Genomic DNA, 17,458 nt, shown 5'->3' on the forward strand with positions numbered 1-17,458 from the left:
CGCCGGACCGCCCGCGGCCGCACTCTTTGTTGCGCCGCATGTCGGCGGTGGTGGCCGAAAGCCCGGACCATCGCCTTTCATGGAGCGCATGACCCGTCAGATCCGCTTCAACGCCTTCGACATGAACTGCGTCGCCCACCAGTCGTCCGGGCTGTGGCGGCATCCCGACGACCGCTCCCGCCAGTACAACACCATCTCGTACTGGACGGATCTGGCGAAGCTGCTCGAGAGCGCGACCTTCGACGGCATCTTCATCGCCGACGTCCTCGGCACGTACGACGTGTACGGCGGCACGAACGAGGCCGCTATCCGCAACGGCGCCCAGGTGCCGGTGAACGACCCGATCCTGCTGGTGAGCGCCATGGCGGCCGTCACCGAGCACCTCGGGTTCGGCATCACCGCGGGCACCGCCTTCGAGCATCCGTATCCCTTCGCCCGCCGCCTGAGCACCCTCGACCACCTCACGCAGGGTCGCGTCGGCTGGAACGTCGTCACCGGCTACCTCCCCAGCGCCGCGCGCAACATGGGCCAGGAGGACCAGCTCGCGCACGACGACCGCTACGACCACGCCGACGAGTACGTCGAGGTGCTGTACAAGCTGTGGGAGGGGTCGTGGGAGGACGACGCCGTCGTCGAGGATCGCGAGCGCGGCATCTTCACCGACCCGTCCAAGGTGCATCCGATCGGGCACGAGGGCAAGCACTTCAGCGTCCCCGGCATCCACATCTCCGAACCGTCTCCGCAGCGCACCCCGGTCATCTACCGGGCCGGCGCGAGTCCCCGCGGCGTGCGCTTCGCGGCCGAGAACGCCGAGGCGATCTTCGTGGCCGCGCCGTCGAAGGAGGTGCTCGCGGGAACCGTGACGCGCATCCGCGATGCACTCGAGGCCGCAGGCCGGGACCGCCACGACGCGAAGATCTACACACTCCTCACGGTCATCACGGGGGCGACCAGCGAGGATGCTGCGGCGAAGCATGCCGAGTACCTCTCGTACGCCAGCCCCGAAGGCGCTCTGACGTTCATGTCGGGCTGGATGGGAGTCGACCTCTCGCAGTACGCCGAGGACGAGCCCGTCGGCAACGTCGAGTCCAACGCGATCCAGTCCGTGCTGCAGCATCTCAAGGAGGAGGCCGACCTCGGCCGGGAGTGGACCGTCGGCGACTTCGGGCGGCACAACTCCATCGGCGGTCTCGGACCGACCGTCGTCGGCTCGGGCGAGGAGATCGCCGACGAGCTGCAGTCGTGGGTCGAGCAGACCGACATCGACGGGTTCAACCTCGCCTACGCGGTCACGCCGGGCACCTGGCAGGACGTGATCGACCATGTGATCCCGGTGCTCCGCGAGCGCGGCGTGTATCCGGAGGAGTACACGCCGGGCACGCTGCGACACAAGCTGCAGGGCAAGGGCGACCGGGTGCAGGACACGCATCGCGCGGCTCGCTACCGGGTCGGAGCGACGACGCCCGCGGCGTGAGTCCGTCGGCGCGAGATCGGGCCCCGACGGGCGAGCGCGGCCGGGTCAGTCGGCCTTCGACGTGAACAGGCCGCGCAGCACGAGGAAGACGACCACCGCGACGACCAGGACGATCGCGAGCTTCGCGATGAACCACAGCAGCGAGAAGAGCGCGCTGACGATCCACCAGGCGATGATCACGGCGAGCACGACGCCGACGATGGTCCAGAGCGAGTTCTTGGTCATACGACCAGCCTACGGCGATGGGGTGCCGCGCACCGCGGCTGCAGCGGCACCACACCGGGCGGCGGCTGCCGTCGCGCGGCATCCGCTCGTCCTTCCGCATTCGCACGTCGCCGTCAAGACCCTTTCCCGGTCCGCCCGCTCGTGGGGAGACTGAGTCCACTCGAACGATGGGAGCACTTCCGTGACCGCGCCTGCCCTCACCCCCTCCACCGTCCTCGGCGTCACCGCCCGCGGACCGCTCAGCGACGCAGTGCTGCGCCGCTTCGGCGGCGACGTCGACGCCGACCACCGCACGCACGCCGAGGTCGCCCTGGAGACGACCACCGACATCATCCGCGACGACGACATCCAGCTCGCGCTGTTCCTGCTGTACGCGTCGTCGTACGGCTCACTGCCCGGCCTCGACGCCGACCTCGAATGGGACCCCGAGCTGATCGCCACGCGGCGCCTCCTCGAGCAGCACTTCGAGCGGGCGCTGCGCGAGGTCGTGCCGCAGCCCGAGCTCCCGGAGCCCACGGTGGATGCCGTCGGTCGAGCGCTCTTCGCCCTCGCGGACGCCGACACCGGCCCCAGCCTGTCGCGGTACGTCGCCAAGAAGGCGACGGCCGAGAACATGGTCGAGTTCTTCATGCAGCGCTCGATCTACACGCTGCGCGAGGCCGACCCGCACTCCTGGGCCATCCCGCGCCTGCACGGACGCGCGAAGGCGGCGCTCGTCGAGATCCAGTCCGACGAGTACGGCGGCGGCCGACCCGACCGCGTGCACCAGACGATCTACGCCAGGGCGATGCGCGGCGTCGGACTCGACGACACGTACGGCGCCTACGTCGACGATGCCGCGGCGATCACCTTCGCCTCGCACAACACGATGTCGCTGTTCGGGCTCAACCGGCGCCTGCTCGGCGCCATCGTCGGCCACCTGGCGGCCTACGAGATGACCTCGTCGATCCCGTGCCGGCTCTACGCCGACGGCCTCCGCCGCCTCGGCTTCCCCGAGGAGGTCACGGACTACTTCGACGAGCACGTCGAAGCGGATGCCGTGCACGAGCAGATCGCGGGCCGCGACCTCGCCGGCGCGCTGGCCGAGGACCACCCCGAGATGCTGGGCGACATCATGTTCGGCGCTGCCGCGTGTCTGACGGTCGACGGCTGGATGGCGGGCCACATGCTCGACTCGTTCTCGCACGGCGAGTCGTCGCTGCACGACCGGGACGCGCGATGAGCGCATCCGCCGAGCGTGTGACGATCACGCCGTACCCCGACGGGCCGCTGCTCGTGCGCGGTGCGGCCGAACTGCAGACCGAGGGAGGGGAGCCGATCGAGGTGACCCGGCGCACGGTCGCGCTGTGCCGATGCGGCCTGTCGACGATCAAGCCGTTCTGCGACGGCACGCACAAGGCGTCGGGATTCCGCACCGACGTCTGATCTAGATCTGCGTCAGTGCCCCTCGGCCGCGAGGCAGCCGCCGTCCATGACGTAGCCGTCGACCTCGACGCTCACGCCGAGTTCGACCGAGGCCTCGCCGAACACGCATCCGCCGTCGGGGCCGGCAGCGCCGAACTCGACGGACCGGGAATCGCCGTTCACCTGCGGATCCACGAGGCCCGCGTCCCGCAGCGCCGACTCGACGGCACTGACGCTCAGAGACCCCGACGAACGCACGGCCTCGAGCGCGGTGCGCACCTCGTCGACGACCTCGTCCGCCGAGGCGCGCGCCTCGCCCGAGACGTCCATGCGCTGGCGGTGGCGGTCGTTCTGGGCCATCGCGTGCTCCGGGTCGTAGGGGGCGCACTCCGGCGGGAGCTCCACGCCCTCCACCTGCGGGCACGCCGCGGTGGGCGTGGGAGAGGAGGTCGGTGATGCTCCCGGCGGACCCGCCGTGGCAGTCGCACACCCCGCGAGCAGAGTCGTCGTAGCGAGGACGAGAAGCAGACGTGCACCTCTCGACCTGTCCCCCCGGATGCCGGTCATGCCCTCATGCAACCACAGTCGCGGCCCGATCTCACCGCCCGCTCCGCTTCAGCGCGGATTCAGCGTGCGACCGCCACACTGGAGGGATGCGGATCCTGGTGGTTGACGACGAGGTGCGTCTCGCCGACGCCGTACGCCGGGGGCTCGAGGCCGAGGGGTTCGCGGTCGACGTCGCGCACAACGGCGTCGACGGGCTCTGGCGTGCGCGCGAGACGAGCTACGACGCGATCGTGCTCGACCTCATGATGCCCGGCATGAGCGGATGGAAGGTCTGCGAAGCGCTGCGCGCCGAGGAGAACTGGACGCCCGTGCTCATGCTCACCGCCAAGGACGGCGAATGGGATCAGGTCGAGGCGCTGGAGACCGGAGCCGACGACTACGTCACGAAGCCGTTCTCGTTCGCGATCCTCGTGGCGCGCATCCGCGCGCTGGTCCGGCGGGGGGCCGTGGCTCGCCCGACGATCCTCGAAGCGGGAGACCTGCGCCTCGACCCGGCGTCGCACCGGGTGTGGCGCGGCGAGACACCGGTCACGCTGACGGCGCGCGAATTCTCGGTGCTCGAGCACCTCATGCGGCATCGCGGTCAGGTGCTGACGAAGCGGGCGCTGATCGAGGGCGTGTGGGACGACGACTTCGACGGCGATCCGAACATCGTCGAGGTGTACGTCGGACACCTGCGGCGCAAACTCGACAAGCCGTTCGGGCGCGAGGCGATCGAGACGATCCGCGGGGCAGGCTACCGGTTGGCGGCCGACGGTGGCTGAGCGCACGCGGGGCTGGCGTTCCGTTCGCGGCCGGACGACTCTCGGCGCCACGCTCGTGGTCGCCGTGGCGCTGATCATCGGAGCGCTCTCGTTCTACGGCATCCTCAGCTCGAGCATCCACTCGGGCACCGAGCGCGCCGCCGAGCAGCGCCTGGAGGAGCTCGCCGATCGCCTCGGCGGCCCCGGCGGAGGACCGGGCGGAGACCGCGACATCGGGACGCTCGACGACGAGATCGTGCAGGTCCTCGGCCCCGACGGATCGGTGCGCGCGGCCAGCGAGGATGCACGGGACGAACTCGGTGCGACCGCACTGCCCGTCGACGGCGATTCGCGGACGCTCACCATCGGCGGCGAACCCATGCTCGTCGTCTCGGAGGACATCGAGGGCGACCGGACGCTCGTGCTCGCCGTCTCGGTCGAGGACGACGCCGAGACGCTCTCGACCGTCGCCGTGCTGCTCGCCGTCGCCGTGCCGCTGCTGCTGGTGCTCGTCGCGATCACGACCTGGCTCGTGGTCGGCCGGGCGCTGAAGCCGGTGACCCGCATCCGCCAGGAGGTCGACGGCATCACCGCCGAGCACCTCGATCGGCGCGTCGAGGTGCCGCCGTCGGCCGACGAGATCGCCGCCCTCGCGGCCACGATGAACAGGATGCTCGACCGGCTCGACGCCGCAGCGACGGCACAGCGCCGATTCGTGTCGGATGCGTCGCACGAGCTGCGCTCGCCGCTGGCCACGATCCGTCAGCATGCCGAGCTCGCGCAGGCGCACCCGGGGACGACGAGCATCGGCGAGCTCGCCGAGGTCGTGTCGGACGAGGGACTCCGACTGCAGGGCATCGTCGAATCACTGCTGCTGCTCGCGCGGCTGGACGAGGGCGGGGGTGTGCACCACGAAGCGGTCGATCTCGACGACATCGCGCTGGGTGAGGTCCGCCGGCTGCGCGCCGCCGGTGTCGAGGTCGACGGCTCCGCAATCCGCGCCGCCCGCGTCGAGGGCGATCCGCGTCTGCTCGGCCAGCTGGTGCGCAACCTCGCCGACAACGCCGCGCGCCACCGCGCGGCGCACGTCGCGATCGGGGTCACCCCGGTCGACGGGCACGTGTTCCTGACCGTCGAGGACGACGGCGCCGGCGTTCCGCCAGACGAGCACGACCGCATCTTCGAGCGATTCGTCCGGCTCGACGAGGCTCGGAGCCGGGACGCCGGCGGCAGCGGTCTCGGACTCGCCATCGTCCGCGGCATCGCGGCCGCGAGCGGCGGCACCGTGTCGGTCGACGACTCGCGATGGGGCGGCGCCCGCTTCGTGGTGACGCTCCCGTTGTCGGACTGACCGCTTTCCTGAAGGCGTCTTCAGGACGTTTCAGGGTGGCTTCAGCACCCGCGGGAGACCATCGAGGCATGAACGACAAGAACCCCACCGACGGCACCATCCCGACTCCCGACCAGACGCCCGCGAACCCCACCCCGCCGGCACCGCCCGCTCCCCCCGCAGCGACACCGGCATCAGGACCCGACGCCGAAACCGTGCCCGTCGCGCCGGTGCACTCCGACGCGACCACCGCGTCATCCGCGCCCGCAGCGGCAGCCGACACGACGCCGGCCGCTCGTGGCAGGCGTGGACGCAAGCGCGGCCTCCTCATCGGCGGCGGCATCGCGGCGGCCCTGGTCCTGGCCGGAGGCGGCGTGGCCGTCGGCGCGGCGATCGGCGACGAGTTCGGCGACGACGACGACCGCCCGTCGATGTCGGACGGCCCGCGCCAGGACGACGACAGCGACGGCCAGCGGGGCGACGACCGTGACGGCGACGACGACCGTCAGGACGCTCCTCGGGGCGGCGGACCGGTCTCGGGGATCGGCACCGACTCCGCCGACGAGATCATCGCCATCGCGGATGCTGCGCGCGGCGCCGCGGAGGGCGACGTGACCTCGATCGACGCGAAGCGCGACGGCACCTGGGAGGTGCAGCTGGCCTCAGCCTCGGGTGCGGAGAGCGAGGTGCGGGTGGATTCCGAGCTCGCCGCGACCGTGATCTCCACCGAGTCCGACGACGACAGCGCTCCCGCGCTCACTCTCGACGACGACACCATCCGCGCACTCGTCGACGCCGCCCTGGCCGAAGCCGACGGCATGATCACCGACCTCGATGTCGACGACGACACGTCGAGCCCCTACGACGCGTCGGTGCTCACGAGCGACAACCGGTCGATCGACATCGACTTCAGCGCCGACTTCGCCGTGATCGGCACCGACAGCGACGACTGATCCGCGCGAGTCGTTCAGCGGCGGGAGGAGAGGGCCCGACCCTCTCCTCCCGCCGCATCAGCGCGGTCAGCCCTCCGGCACGAGCCAGACGTAGCCGAACGGCGGGAGGGTCAGACCCTCGGAGGTCTCTCCGGAGAGCAGATCCCGCCCTCGCAGCGAGGGCACCGCGACGGACTCGGCGCTCACGTTGATTACTGCGACGACCTCGTCCGGGGTCCCCGCCGCACGCCGCACGATCAGGACCCGGTCGTCGACATGGTCGACGGACTGGGTCGCGAACGGCGAGAAGCTTTCGGTCTCTCGCCGCACGGCGAGCATCTCGCGAATGCCCCGCAGCATCCCCGACCGACGGCCCTCGACCCGCAGCGCCTCCCTGAGCTCGTCGGCATCGAGCACCTCGCGGTTGATGCGCCGGGCGATGTTGGTCTCCTGCACCCCGTCGTGGTCCTGCTCCGACCCGAACAGCGAATGCAGGTAGATCGCAGGGACGCCGATCAGCGACAGCAGGATCGCGTGCGCCGCGAGCCCCCGCTGCACCGCCGACGAATCGGGGTCCGCGTCGGCCGGGTCGACAAGAGCGTCGAGGAAGTTCGTGTTCAGCTCGTACACGCCCTCGCTCCCGTCCGGACGCTTCGCCATCGACACCCGGCCGCCGCGGGCGAGGGTCCGCTCGACGAGGCGGTCGCGATCGGCATCCGTCAGCAGGCCCTCGGTCGGACGAAGCCCGATGCCGTCGTGGCTCGCGAGGAAGTTGAACCACGTGGCCGTCTCGCTGACGGCACCCACCCCGGCCGCCCACGCGGCGAGCGCCGTCGCGTCACCGGTCACGAACGAATGCAGCACGAGTGGCGGGAGTGCGAACTGGTACACCATGTGCGCCTCGTCGTCTCCGTCGCCGAAGTAGGTGATGTTGTCGGCGTGGGGGACGTTCGTCTCGGTGAGCAGCAGGGTTCCCGGTGCGAGCTCGTCGACGAGGATGCGCCAGAGCCGGATGACGGCGTGCGTCTGCGGGAGGTGGATGCAGCTGGTGCCCGACTGCTTCCAGAGGTAGCCGATCGCGTCGAGGCGCACCGTCGTGGCACCGCGCGCGAGGTAGCCGAGGAGGATGTCGGTCAGATCGAGCAGCACGGCCGGCGTGCTCGGGTCGATGTCGACCTGATCGGCGCCGAAGGTCGTCCAGGCCCGCGCCACGGTGCCGTCCGGCCGGGCGTACTCGTGCACGAGCGGCGTGGTCCGCGGACGCACGACCTGCGACACGTCGAAGTCCGCCGACGGATCGAGGAAGTACCCGGCGTACCGCGGGTCGCGTGCGAGCCACGCCTGGAACCAGGGCGAGGAGCTCGAGACATGATTCGCGACGAAGTCGAGGGCGAGTGCGTACTGCTCCCCCAGATCGGCGACGTCGTCCCAGGTGCCGAGGCCCGGGTTCACCTCACGGTGGTCGACGACCCCGAAGCCGTCGTCGGAGGTCCACGGATAGATCGGCAGCAGGTGCACGTCGCTGATGGCGTCGCCGATGTGCTCGCTCAGCACTCCGGCGAGCGTGTGCAGGGGCGTCTCCCCCGCACGGCGGAAGGAGTCGCCGTAGGTGATCAGGTAGGCGGTGCGCTCGTCGGGGCGCGGCTGCCGTGTCGGGCCGAGCCGTTCCCTCCAGGCCTCGGCCAGCCCGAGCAGCGCGTCGACGACCTCGTCGACCGCATCCGGATACAGCTGCCGTACGAGGGGCTCCAGCCTGTGGGCCAGACCGTGCGCGGGGGCGAGTCGTCGGACGTCGGTCATGCGTTCGTCTCCTTCAGAAGCTCGCGGACCAGGTCGAGGCCTCGGTCGTCGAGCCCGTCGATCCGGTCGGAGAATCCGCGGATGCCGGGGGCCGCGAGCACGACCTCGGCCCACTCCTCGCGGAGCGCGAACTCGGGGCGCGCGACGAGGCAGTCGGGATCGTCGATCCAGAAGCGGTCGTGCTGCCACGCCCTCGCCTCCAGGGACATGCGTCCGCGGAGTCCCTGGGATCCGTCCTCTCCGCCCTCGTGGAACGTGTCGCCGGACACCCGCATGGCGTCGACGAGGCCGACGCTCGGCAGGATCGGCGCACCGCAGCCGAGCAGGAATGCCTCGTCGCCGAGCACCTCCCTGATGAGCTCGAGTCCCGAGCGGTACGCCGAGATCGGCGTCGCATCGGCATCCCACCGCGCGCCCGGGATCGCGCCGGCGTAGAGGAAGTCGAGCTTCACGTAGTCGATGCCGAGGTCGCGGATGCCGCTGAAGACGCGGGTCAGGTAGTCGCGCACACCCGGATGCGTGAGGTCGAGGCCGCGGAGGTCGTCGCCCCAGTTGCGTCCGGCGTCGCCCAGCACCCAGTCGGGATGTTCGCGGGCGACGGTCGACGTCGCGCCGACCGAGAACGGGGCGGCCCAGATGCCCGCCCGCCGCCCGGAGTCGCGGATCGCGGCGACGGCGTCGGGCAGTGAGCCGAAGCGGGGGTTCGCCGCCGTCCACTCCCCCGTGCCGAGGCTCCACCCGTCGTCGATCTGCACGACGTCGATGTCGAGGCCGCGGTCGTCGATCGCGCGCACGTTCTCGACGACGTCGGCGGAGGTCACCTCTTCGAAGTACTGGTACCAGGTGCACCAGACGCGCGGCGAGGGCGCACCGGTGCGCGCGCCGGCCGCCGCACCGAAGCGCTCGCCGAACGATGCGAGCGCGGCGGACCCGGTGGCCCCGGCATCCGCTCCGCCGGCTGCGGCGTCGACCGACCACGTCGTGACGGCGGAGGCCGACCCGTCGTCGGTGTCGACGGTCACGCGGTCGTCGTGCCAGGCGGCGCGGATCGTGGGTACGGTCGACCCCACGTCCCGAGCTCCGAAGACGTGCGCCGGCGCCCCGTCGCCGGGGTCCACCACGAGAAGCCCCTCGCCCTGCACGGCATCCGCGGCGATCTCCGTCCCCGGCCGGAAGCGCATCGCATGCTGCCAGGGCTCCTCCGGGCGCAGGACCGCGTCGTCGCGCGAGTACCAGGTCGTCGGGCTCCAGCTCTGCCATCCCTCGGCGTATATGCGGGCCTTCGGCCCGACGGCGATCTCACTCAGGATGCTCATGCTGCCCCGTTCCGCCCCTGCAGGGCTCTCGTCAGTTCGAGGTCCTCCGGATGCACCGGCACGCCTCCGAGTTCGGCGGATCGGACGGCGGCGAAGGTCGTCCGCACCGACGCCAGCACGTGCTCGGCCGAGTTCTCGGGCTCTCTCCGCTCCGCGATCGCGGTCTGCAGCTCGCCCATCGCTCCGGCGAAGCCGTCGGTGAACCACTGCCCTTCGAGCGCGAAGTCCTCGGTGCCCTCGGGTCCGTCGAGCTGGAGGCGGTCGGACCCGAGCAGGATGCTGCCCCGCAGGGTCCCCTCGGTGCCGTGGATCCAGAACGGGCACCCTCCGCCCCGCGTGCGGGCGCTGCCGACGATGCGGATGGACGCGCCGGCGCCGGTGGAGGTCTCGATCCGGATGTCCGCTCCCCAGGGGTTGCGGGCGTCGGCGGGCTGACGCGGCACCCGGTGGTCGGAGGCGGCGACAGCGTCGACCCGCCCGCCCTCGAGCCAGCATCGCGTGATGTCGACCCAGTGCACGAGGTAGTCGTTCAGAAGCATGTGCGGCACGTCGTCGAACGGGGTCCCCGCCAGCGGCGGCAGGGGCTTGTCGTGCAGGTGGGTGACGCCGACGACCTCGCCGATGCGTCCGTCCCTGATCAGCAGCGTCGCCAGCCGCCAGGCCGGAGCCCACCGCGCGTTCTGATTGACCGCGACGCGGATGCCGCGCTCGCGCGCCTCGTCGAGCACGCGGAGGAGACGCGGCAGCTCGGATTCGTGGCTGATGAGCGGCTTCTGCGCCAGCACGTGCGTGCCCGCCGCGACGGCCGCCTCGATGAGGTCCACCCTGCCGGTGGGTCCGGTCGCGAGGTCGACGATCTCGACGCGCGGGTCGGCGAGGAGCTCGGCGACCGAGTCGTGCACGGTGTCGATTCCGAAGTCGGCGGCGAGTGCCGCCGCATCCGCTCGGCGTCGGGAGGCGACTGCGACGACCGGGACGCCCCACGCGCGGTAGGCGGGCAGGTGCGCGGAGCGGGCGATGCCGCCGGCTCCGACGAGGCCGACCCCGAGGGGCGCGGCAGGGAAGCGCGGGCGGGCGGAGAGGGCGTCGATCACCGCGCGCGCTCCGGCGCCGCGTCGAACCGGAGCACGGCCTGCAGGATCTCCGGATCACCGGCATCCAGTCGCGCGAACACCGACGCGACGTCCGCCGCGGGCACCACGTCGGACACCAGCGCCCCCGCGTCGACGTCGCCCGCGAAGATCAGCCCCATGACGGTGCGCACGAGTCGCGCCTGGTCCCAGCGGCCGCCGAGCGACACCGGCACGCCGGAGATCTGGCTCGCGACGATGCGCACCCGGTTGTGGTGGAACTCCTCGCCGAGACGCAGGTTCGCGGCTCCGCCCTGGTAGAAGCCGGATGCCGCGACGAGACCTTCCGTCACGACGCAGCGGACCGCCTCGTGCAGCGCACGATCGGTGCCGGAGAGCTCGATGGCGCTGTCTGCCCCGCCTCCCGTCAGCTCGCGGATCAGCGCGCCGGCCCCGCCCTCACGGAGCGCGTCGACGACGTGCACGGCGCCGAACGCCGTGGCCGTCGCGAGCCGCGACCGCAGGGTGTCGACCGCGATCACCCTGCCGCCGGCGAGTGAGGCGAGGCGGGTCGCGAGCAGACCGATGACGCCCTGCCCGAACACCGCGACCTGCTCGCCGAGGCGCACGTCCGCGGCCAGCACGGCGTTCAGCGCGATCGCACCGACCCGAGCGAAGGTGCCCAGCACGGGGTCGGTGCCCTCGGGGACGACTCTGCCCGACACCTGCGACGCGGGCACCACCGCGTCGCTGCGGTGCCCCCAGATGCCGTGCACGACGTCGCCGACCCGCACGCCCGTCACGTCGTCCGCGACCTCGACGACCTGTCCGACCTCGGAGTACCCCCAGCCGCTCACCGGGTAGCCGAAGCTCGGCTCCCCCGGGAGGAACAGTCGCCGCTCCGCATCCCACGTCGAGGTGAGATAGGGGTTCGTGCCGCGGTACGCGGTGAGCTCGGTGCCGGCGGAGATCCCCGAGTACCAGGTCGCGATGCGGACGCCGCCCGGCGTCAGCGGCTGCTCCTCGATCTCGACCAGCTCGACCTCGCGGACGGCGGAGAACTGCACGACGTGGGGCATGGGGGTGCCTGCTTTCCAGCGGATGGGGGTCTCAGCCCTTCTCCGCCCCGGCGGTGAGGCCCCCGACGAGGAGCCGCTCCGAGGCGAAGAAGAGCGCGATGATGGGAAGGGTCAGGATGACGGATCCGGCCATGAGCACGGTGGTGGGCACCTCGATGCTCCCCGAGAGCTGCGACAGGCCCAGCGACACCGTCCAGGAGTCCCGCTTCTCGACCAGGAAGAGCAGCGCGAAGAGGAACTCGTTCCACGCGATCATGAAGATGAACAGGCCGTTCGACACGATCGCCGGCATCGCGAGGGGGATGCTGATTCGGCGCATGGTCTGGAATCTGCTGCATCCGTCGAGCGCCGCCGCCTCTTCGAGCGAGACGGGGATCGTGGCGAAGTAGTTGCGGAGCGTGTAGATCGACACCGCGGCGACCTGCGACACGTACACGAGCAGAAGCCCCACGAGCGAGCCGCGCAATCCGATCTGCGTGAAGAAGACGAAGAGCGGAACCGCCAGCAGGATCGCCGGGAAGAAGTAGACGGCGAGGAACAGAGCCGAGACCTGGCGACGGCCGAAGAACTCGAGCCGGCTGACCGCGTACGACCCGGGGATGGACACCAGCAGGGTCAGAGCCACCGTCGCGAGCGCCACCAGGAGCGAGTTGCGCATGAAGACGATGAAACCCTGGCCACCGGCATCCACGGGCGCGAGCACGTCGAGGTAGGTCGACAGGTCGAGCTCCTCGATCGAGATCCACAGCGCCCCGGGATTCTGCAGCAGCGAGTCGAGCGAGCGGAAGCTCATCAGGACCATGTAGTAGAACGGCACGACCGCGACGAGCACCAGGAGCACGATGACCACCGGCCGGAGGACCCGGAACAGCCCGTTCTCGAAGCGATCCCTGTCGAATCCGCCGCGCTGCCGTGTCGTCGAGCGGGTCGCATCCGTGGTCGCGCTCATGCCTGCTCCTCCTGACGGCCGAAGAACTTCAGATAGACGCCGACGAGGACGGCGAGGATGGCGGCGAGCACCAGGGCCTGGGCGGCGGCGCCGCCGATGTCGCCGCGCGCCGTGAGGAGGTCGAAGACGCGCACCGAGACGACCTCGGTGCCCGCCCCGCCACCGGTGAGCAGGTAGATGTCGTCGAAGTTGTTGAAGGTCCAGATGAACCGCAGCACGCACAGCACCGCGATCGTCGGCAGCAGCTGCGGCAGCAGGATGTGACGGAAGCGCTGGGTGGGCGTCGCTCCGTCGACCATCGCGGCCTCGTCGAGCACCCCGGGCACCGCCTCGAGCCGTGCCGTCAGGAAGAGGAAGGCGAAGGGGAAGGAGCGCCAGCCCTCGAACAGGATGACGGTGATCAGCGCCATGGGCAGCTCGACCTGCCACCCGAAGATGCTCACGGGTAGGGCGCGGTCCGAGAGGAAGGCGATCGGCTCCTCCCAGCCGAGAACGGTCGTGCCGAACCAGTTGACGATGCCGAACTGGGGGTTGAGCATGGTCGACCACACGAACGTCGCCGCCACGACGGGCGCGACGTACGGCAGCAGCAGCGAGGCCCTGATCAGGCCGCGTCCGCGGAACGGTCTGCGCAGCGCGAGGGCCGCGACGAGACCGACGCCGATGGCGAGGGCCGTGCCGCAGACGGAGTAGACGATGGTCGTCCACAGTGCGGTGAAGAAGCCGGGCGAGGTGAGCACGTCGACGAAGTTGTCGAGCGTGTACTCGCCGATGATCCCGGTGCCGCGGATGTTGATGAGCCTGACGTCCTGGAAGGCGAGGGAGATCGCCCAGATGATCGGCAGCACCACCGCCACGAGGATGATGATGAACGTGGGCGAGATGAGCAGCAGCCCCGCGCGGTTCTGATCGCGGCTGTGCCGGGAGCTGCGGCGAGCGCGGCCCGTCGTCGCCGGGGACCGAGGGGGGCTGCCGGGATCGGGGCGGCCTGCCCCGATCCCGGCTCCCTCTGCGACTCTGCTCACTGGAGCGACTCGCCGATCGAACGCACCGCCTCGGCGGCGGTCGATGCCGCGGCGGCCGGGTCTCCGCCCTGCGCCACGTCGCTGACGGCGGTGGCCACCGGGAGCTCGCCCTGGAGTGCGCCCAGCAGGTCGCCCTGTCCCTGGGTGATGCCCCAGCGGGCGAGGTCCTGCGGACCCGCGGCCACGGCCTCGAGCACCTCGGGGGCGTAGAAGTCCGAGAGCGGCGCCTTGGTGTCGACGCCGGCGGGCAGGGTGGCCCAGAGGTCGGAGTAGAGGGTGGGCTCGTCCGCCGTCCCGGTGCGCACCGGGACCTTGCCCTCGGGTGCGATCGCGATCCACGGCTCATAGCCGTCGCCCATCATGTACTCGATGAAGGACTGCGAGGCCTCGGCGTCCGCTCCCTCGGTGATCGTCCACGAGGTGATCTCGCCGAACTGCGCCGGCGCATCGGCATCCGGTCCGGCGATCGACGTGACGACCCCGGTGTTCTGGGCGAGGAAGGCGGGATCCGCGACGCACTCGGGGCACGACGGCTTCGCGTCCTCGCGCAAACCGGCGAGTTCGTCGAGCACGAAGCTCGACCAGATGAACATCGCGGCGTCACCGGCGAAGTACGTCGCGCGGGTCGTGTCGACGTCCTGTGCGCCGGGCACCGAGTAGTTCTCGGTGAGGTCGCCGTAGAACTCGAAGGCGCTGACGCAGGCGTCGGAGTCGAGCTCCACCTCGCCGTCCTCGTTCACGAGTTCGCAGCCGTTGCCGAGCGCGATCTGCTCGAAGGTCTGCTCGGTGAACGCGTCGCCCGGTGCCGTCGCACCGACGAATCCGGCCATGTCCGGCGTATCCAGGGCCTGCGCCGCCTCGAGGATCGCGTCGTAGGAGTCTGGGGCGTCGAGCCCTGCCGCCTCGAACAGGTCGGTGCGGTACAGGAGCATCTGCGTCCACGACTCGCTCGGCACGGCGAGCGCGGTGTCGCCGTCGGAGGTCAGGGTGAGGGCGTTCTCCGAGAAGGTCGACGGGTCGAGGGCCTCGATCGTGGCGGCGACGGCGTCTGTGTCGACGAACTCGTTGGCCGACAGGGTGCGCACCTGCGGCAGCGAGATGCCGCCGATCACGTCGGGGAGGTCGCCGGCCGCGGCCGACGACGTGATGAGCTGGGCGAACTGGTCTTCGGCGACCGACACCACCTCGACCTCGATGCCCGTCTCCTCGGTGAACGCATCGACGATGTCCTCGGTGGCGGCGACGCGGTCGGGCAGGTCCTCCTGCACCCAGAACGTGATGCCGGAATCTCCTGCGTCGTCGTCCCCGGAGCTGGTGCATCCGGTGAGGGCGATCGCGGTCAGGCCCACCACGGCCATCGCTGCTGCTGTCGCACGGGTCTTCACAATGCGCCTCCTTGCGCTGGAACTACAGGGCTGAGCCGTCGGGCCGACCGCTATTACGACTAAAAGCTAGACATAAGTCGCCTAGCTGTCAAGCATTATGCTGAAACCGATCGCAGGGAGGCGCGGATGTCTGGTCCAGGAGAGGTGCTCGACCTCATTCGCGAGCGCAGGGCGTCGACCCGCGGCGACGTGCTGGAGGTCACGGGCATGTCGCGCATGACGGTCGCCACGCGCATCGACGCCCTGCTCGAGGCAGGTCTCATCGTCGAATCGGGCACGGAGCGCGTCTCCGCCGGACGCCCGTCGCGGCGCCTCGAGTTCAACACCGCGCACGCGCACGTGATCGCCGCGAACGTCGACACGACCCACACCACGGTGGCGCTCACCGACCTCGCAGGTCAGGTGACGGTCGAGGAGCCCATCGAGGTCGCCGTCGCCGACGGCCCCGACGTCACGCTCAACGCGATCGCCGAGCACGCCAGACACCTGCTCGCGCGCGCGGGGATCGACCGCGGCGATGTCGCCGCGATCGCGCTCAGCATCCCCGGTCCGGTCGACCCCGACACCCAGCGGCCCAGCCAGCCGCCGATCATGCCGGGGTGGGACGCCTACCCCATCCCCGAGCACCTGGGCGATGCACTCGGCGTGCCCGTGCTCGTCTCGAACGACGCCGATGCGGCCGCTCTCGGCGAGCAGCGCGCCGCGCATCCCGATTCCCGCTCGCTGTGCTTCCTCAAGGTGTCGTCCGGCATCGGCACCGGGATCGTCCTCGGCGGGCGGGTCTACCGCGGAGCCGACGGCGGCGCCGGCGACATCGGCCACGTGAAGATCGCCGGCCACGGCGACCTCCTCTGCCAGTGCGGGGCGCACGGATGCCTCGCGGCGGTGGCGTCCGGCCGGGCCGTCGCCCGCGCGCTCACCGAACTGGGCAAGCCCGCAGCCTCCGCCTCCGACGTCGGCGCCTACCTGACCGAGGGCGATCCGGATGCCGCGCGCCTGGCGCAGGAGGCCGGGCGGGTGATCGGCGAGGTGGTCGCCACCGTGGTGTCCCTCCTCAACCCCTCCGAGGTCGTGCTCGGCGGGATGCTCGCGTCGCCCCCTCTGCTCGCCGGGGTGCGCGAGACCCTGTATCCGCGCTCGCTCCCCCGTGCCACCCGGCACCTCAGCATCAGCCAGTCCACGCTCGGCGAACGGGCGACCGTCGTCGGGCTCGCCGCGATGGTCGTGGAGCGGGAGTACTCGGCATCCGCCGTCAACACCGCCCTTGCCCGCTCCTGACGTCGGTGTCGCGGTCGACGCCGGATACCATTTCAGGCATGACGAACTCTGATCCGGACGAGGTCTCCATCGGCGGCGACATGATCCGTCTCGGGCAGTTCCTGAAGTACTCGGGGCTCCTCGACTCGGGTGGCGACGCCAAGGAGGTCGTGATCGACGGCTTCGTGAAGGTCAACGGCGAGGTCGACCGCCGACGCGGTCGCCAGTTGCACGACGGTGACCTCGTCACGTTCGAGGGACGCACGGTGCGCGTCCGCCCGTGAGCCCGACCGTCAGCGTCTGACGACCTCGTAGCGGAGGAACATCACGCCGCTGTCGAAGCGCCGATCCTCGGCGAGCTCGAGCTCGACGCTCACGCCATCGGGAAAGAAGCGCCTGCCGCCGCCGGCGACACCGGGACCGATGAACAGACCGAACTCGTCGACCAGCCCCGCGCGCATCGCCTCTGCCGCGAGAGTCGGCCCGTCGACCGTGAAGTCGCGATCGGACTCCGCCTTCCACCTCTCGATCGTCGCCGGGTCGAACTCGCGCTCGATGCGCGTCCGCTCGCTCGACACCTCGGCGAGGGTTCTCGAGAACACGACCTTCTCGGCCGCCTGCCAGACCTTCGCGTAGTCGATGCCCGCCTGCTCCTGATCGGGCTCGAGGTGCGCGGTCTCCCAGTAGACCATCGTCTCGTACATGCGGCGCCCATAGAGGTACGTGCCCACGTCGGCGAACTGGGTGGTGATGAAGTCGTGCAGCTGCGAGTCGAGCGCCCAGTCGAACCCGCCGTCCGGGCCGCTGACGTAGCCGTCGACCGACGTGATCATGGAGTAGATGAGGCGGCCCATGCGGCGAGGCTACTCCCGGGCATCCCATCGGTCCAGGGCTCCTAGCGA

At 70.8% G+C, this 17,458-nt stretch carries 18 protein-coding genes; 8 read left to right on the top strand and 10 right to left on the bottom strand.

Annotation, left to right across the window (positions count from 1 at the left end):
• Positions 1-88 precede the first annotated feature (88 nt).
• Positions 89-1,474: an LLM class flavin-dependent oxidoreductase gene (locus BN2660_RS05355; RefSeq protein WP_091228875.1), complete on the top strand. Its 1,386-nt coding sequence runs from the start codon at positions 89-91 to the stop codon at positions 1,472-1,474.
• Between the two features lie 45 nt (positions 1,475-1,519).
• On the opposite strand, the gene BN2660_RS05360 is transcribed toward BN2660_RS05355, so the two are convergent.
• The gene (locus tag BN2660_RS05360) at positions 1,520-1,699 is read right to left on the bottom strand and encodes a hypothetical protein (protein ID WP_091228213.1); all 180 of its coding nucleotides are present in this window, start codon (positions 1,697-1,699) and stop codon (positions 1,520-1,522) included.
• 181 nt (positions 1,700-1,880) lie between these two features.
• Between BN2660_RS05360 and BN2660_RS05365 the strand changes: the two genes are divergently transcribed.
• Together BN2660_RS05365 and BN2660_RS05370 are read left to right on the top strand one after the other, a co-directional pair.
• Complete coding sequence (locus BN2660_RS05365; protein ID WP_091228215.1) at positions 1,881-2,921, top strand: iron-containing redox enzyme family protein; 1,041 nt, start codon at positions 1,881-1,883, stop codon at positions 2,919-2,921.
• A complete protein-coding gene (locus BN2660_RS05370) occupies positions 2,918-3,124 on the top strand; it encodes a CDGSH iron-sulfur domain-containing protein (protein WP_091228217.1) in 207 nt (68 codons plus the stop codon). Before BN2660_RS05365 ends, BN2660_RS05370 begins: the two co-directional genes overlap by 4 nt.
• Positions 3,125-3,136: 12 nt before the next feature.
• Here the strand turns inward: BN2660_RS05370 and BN2660_RS05375 are convergent, their stop codons facing one another.
• Positions 3,137-3,508 carry a hypothetical protein gene (locus BN2660_RS05375; RefSeq protein WP_091228219.1) on the bottom strand — a complete coding sequence of 124 codons (372 nt, stop codon included), beginning with the start codon at positions 3,506-3,508 and terminating at the stop codon, positions 3,137-3,139.
• A gap of 248 nt (positions 3,509-3,756) precedes the next feature.
• Between BN2660_RS05375 and BN2660_RS05380 the strand changes: the two genes are divergently transcribed.
• The 3 genes from BN2660_RS05380 (at position 3,757) to BN2660_RS05390 (ending at position 6,696) form a co-directional block, all read left to right on the top strand.
• Complete coding sequence (locus BN2660_RS05380) at positions 3,757-4,434, top strand: response regulator transcription factor (protein ID WP_091228221.1); 678 nt, start codon at positions 3,757-3,759, stop codon at positions 4,432-4,434.
• Positions 4,427-5,764 carry a sensor histidine kinase gene (locus BN2660_RS05385; protein WP_091228222.1) on the top strand — a complete coding sequence of 446 codons (1,338 nt, stop codon included), beginning with the start codon at positions 4,427-4,429 and terminating at the stop codon, positions 5,762-5,764. The genes BN2660_RS05380 and BN2660_RS05385 overlap by 8 nt, the downstream gene beginning before the upstream one ends.
• Before the next feature lie 68 nt (positions 5,765-5,832).
• On the top strand, positions 5,833-6,696 hold the full coding sequence (locus tag BN2660_RS05390; protein ID WP_255305041.1) for a hypothetical protein: 864 nt from the start codon (positions 5,833-5,835) through the stop codon (positions 6,694-6,696).
• A 66-nt stretch (positions 6,697-6,762) separates the two neighbouring features.
• On the opposite strand, the gene BN2660_RS05395 is transcribed toward BN2660_RS05390, so the two are convergent.
• Genes BN2660_RS05395 through BN2660_RS05425 form a run of 7 tightly spaced genes read right to left on the bottom strand, consistent with a single transcriptional unit; the run spans position 6,763 to position 15,299 of the window.
• Positions 6,763-8,475 (bottom strand): alpha-amylase family glycosyl hydrolase, encoded by a 1,713-nt coding sequence (locus tag BN2660_RS05395; protein WP_091228224.1) that lies wholly within the window; start codon positions 8,473-8,475, stop codon positions 6,763-6,765.
• Entirely contained in the window at positions 8,472-9,791 is a 1,320-nt protein-coding gene (locus tag BN2660_RS05400) for a glycoside hydrolase family 36 protein (protein ID WP_176697098.1), read from the bottom strand. The genes BN2660_RS05395 and BN2660_RS05400 overlap by 4 nt, the downstream gene beginning before the upstream one ends.
• Positions 9,788-10,885: a Gfo/Idh/MocA family protein gene (locus BN2660_RS05405; protein WP_091228227.1), complete on the bottom strand. Its 1,098-nt coding sequence runs from the start codon at positions 10,883-10,885 to the stop codon at positions 9,788-9,790. Before BN2660_RS05405 ends, BN2660_RS05400 begins: the two co-directional genes overlap by 4 nt.
• Complete coding sequence (locus BN2660_RS05410; protein ID WP_091228229.1) at positions 10,882-11,940, bottom strand: zinc-dependent alcohol dehydrogenase; 1,059 nt, start codon at positions 11,938-11,940, stop codon at positions 10,882-10,884. The genes BN2660_RS05405 and BN2660_RS05410 overlap by 4 nt, the downstream gene beginning before the upstream one ends.
• Before the next feature lie 31 nt (positions 11,941-11,971).
• A complete protein-coding gene (locus BN2660_RS05415; RefSeq protein WP_091228231.1) occupies positions 11,972-12,889 on the bottom strand; it encodes a carbohydrate ABC transporter permease in 918 nt (305 codons plus the stop codon).
• Positions 12,886-13,914: a carbohydrate ABC transporter permease gene (locus tag BN2660_RS05420; protein ID WP_255305042.1), complete on the bottom strand. Its 1,029-nt coding sequence runs from the start codon at positions 13,912-13,914 to the stop codon at positions 12,886-12,888. The genes BN2660_RS05415 and BN2660_RS05420 overlap by 4 nt, the downstream gene beginning before the upstream one ends.
• Positions 13,911-15,299: an ABC transporter substrate-binding protein gene (locus BN2660_RS05425; RefSeq protein WP_091228233.1), complete on the bottom strand. Its 1,389-nt coding sequence runs from the start codon at positions 15,297-15,299 to the stop codon at positions 13,911-13,913. The genes BN2660_RS05420 and BN2660_RS05425 overlap by 4 nt, the downstream gene beginning before the upstream one ends.
• 126 nt (positions 15,300-15,425) lie before the next feature.
• On the opposite strand from BN2660_RS05425, the gene BN2660_RS05430 reads away from it, so the two are divergent.
• A complete protein-coding gene (locus BN2660_RS05430) occupies positions 15,426-16,577 on the top strand; it encodes an ROK family transcriptional regulator (protein ID WP_091228234.1) in 1,152 nt (383 codons plus the stop codon).
• 38 nt (positions 16,578-16,615) lie between these two features.
• Positions 16,616-16,840 carry an RNA-binding S4 domain-containing protein gene (locus BN2660_RS05435; protein ID WP_091228235.1) on the top strand — a complete coding sequence of 75 codons (225 nt, stop codon included), beginning with the start codon at positions 16,616-16,618 and terminating at the stop codon, positions 16,838-16,840.
• Between the two features lie 9 nt (positions 16,841-16,849).
• On the opposite strand, the gene BN2660_RS05440 is transcribed toward BN2660_RS05435, so the two are convergent.
• Positions 16,850-17,410, bottom strand: coding sequence for a dihydrofolate reductase family protein (locus BN2660_RS05440; RefSeq protein WP_091228237.1), 561 nt, complete (start codon positions 17,408-17,410; stop codon positions 16,850-16,852).
• Positions 17,411-17,458 lie beyond the last annotated feature (48 nt).

The organism is Microbacterium sp. 3J1, from assembly GCF_001049495.1.
Lineage (GTDB): Bacteria > Actinomycetota > Actinomycetes > Actinomycetales > Microbacteriaceae > Microbacterium.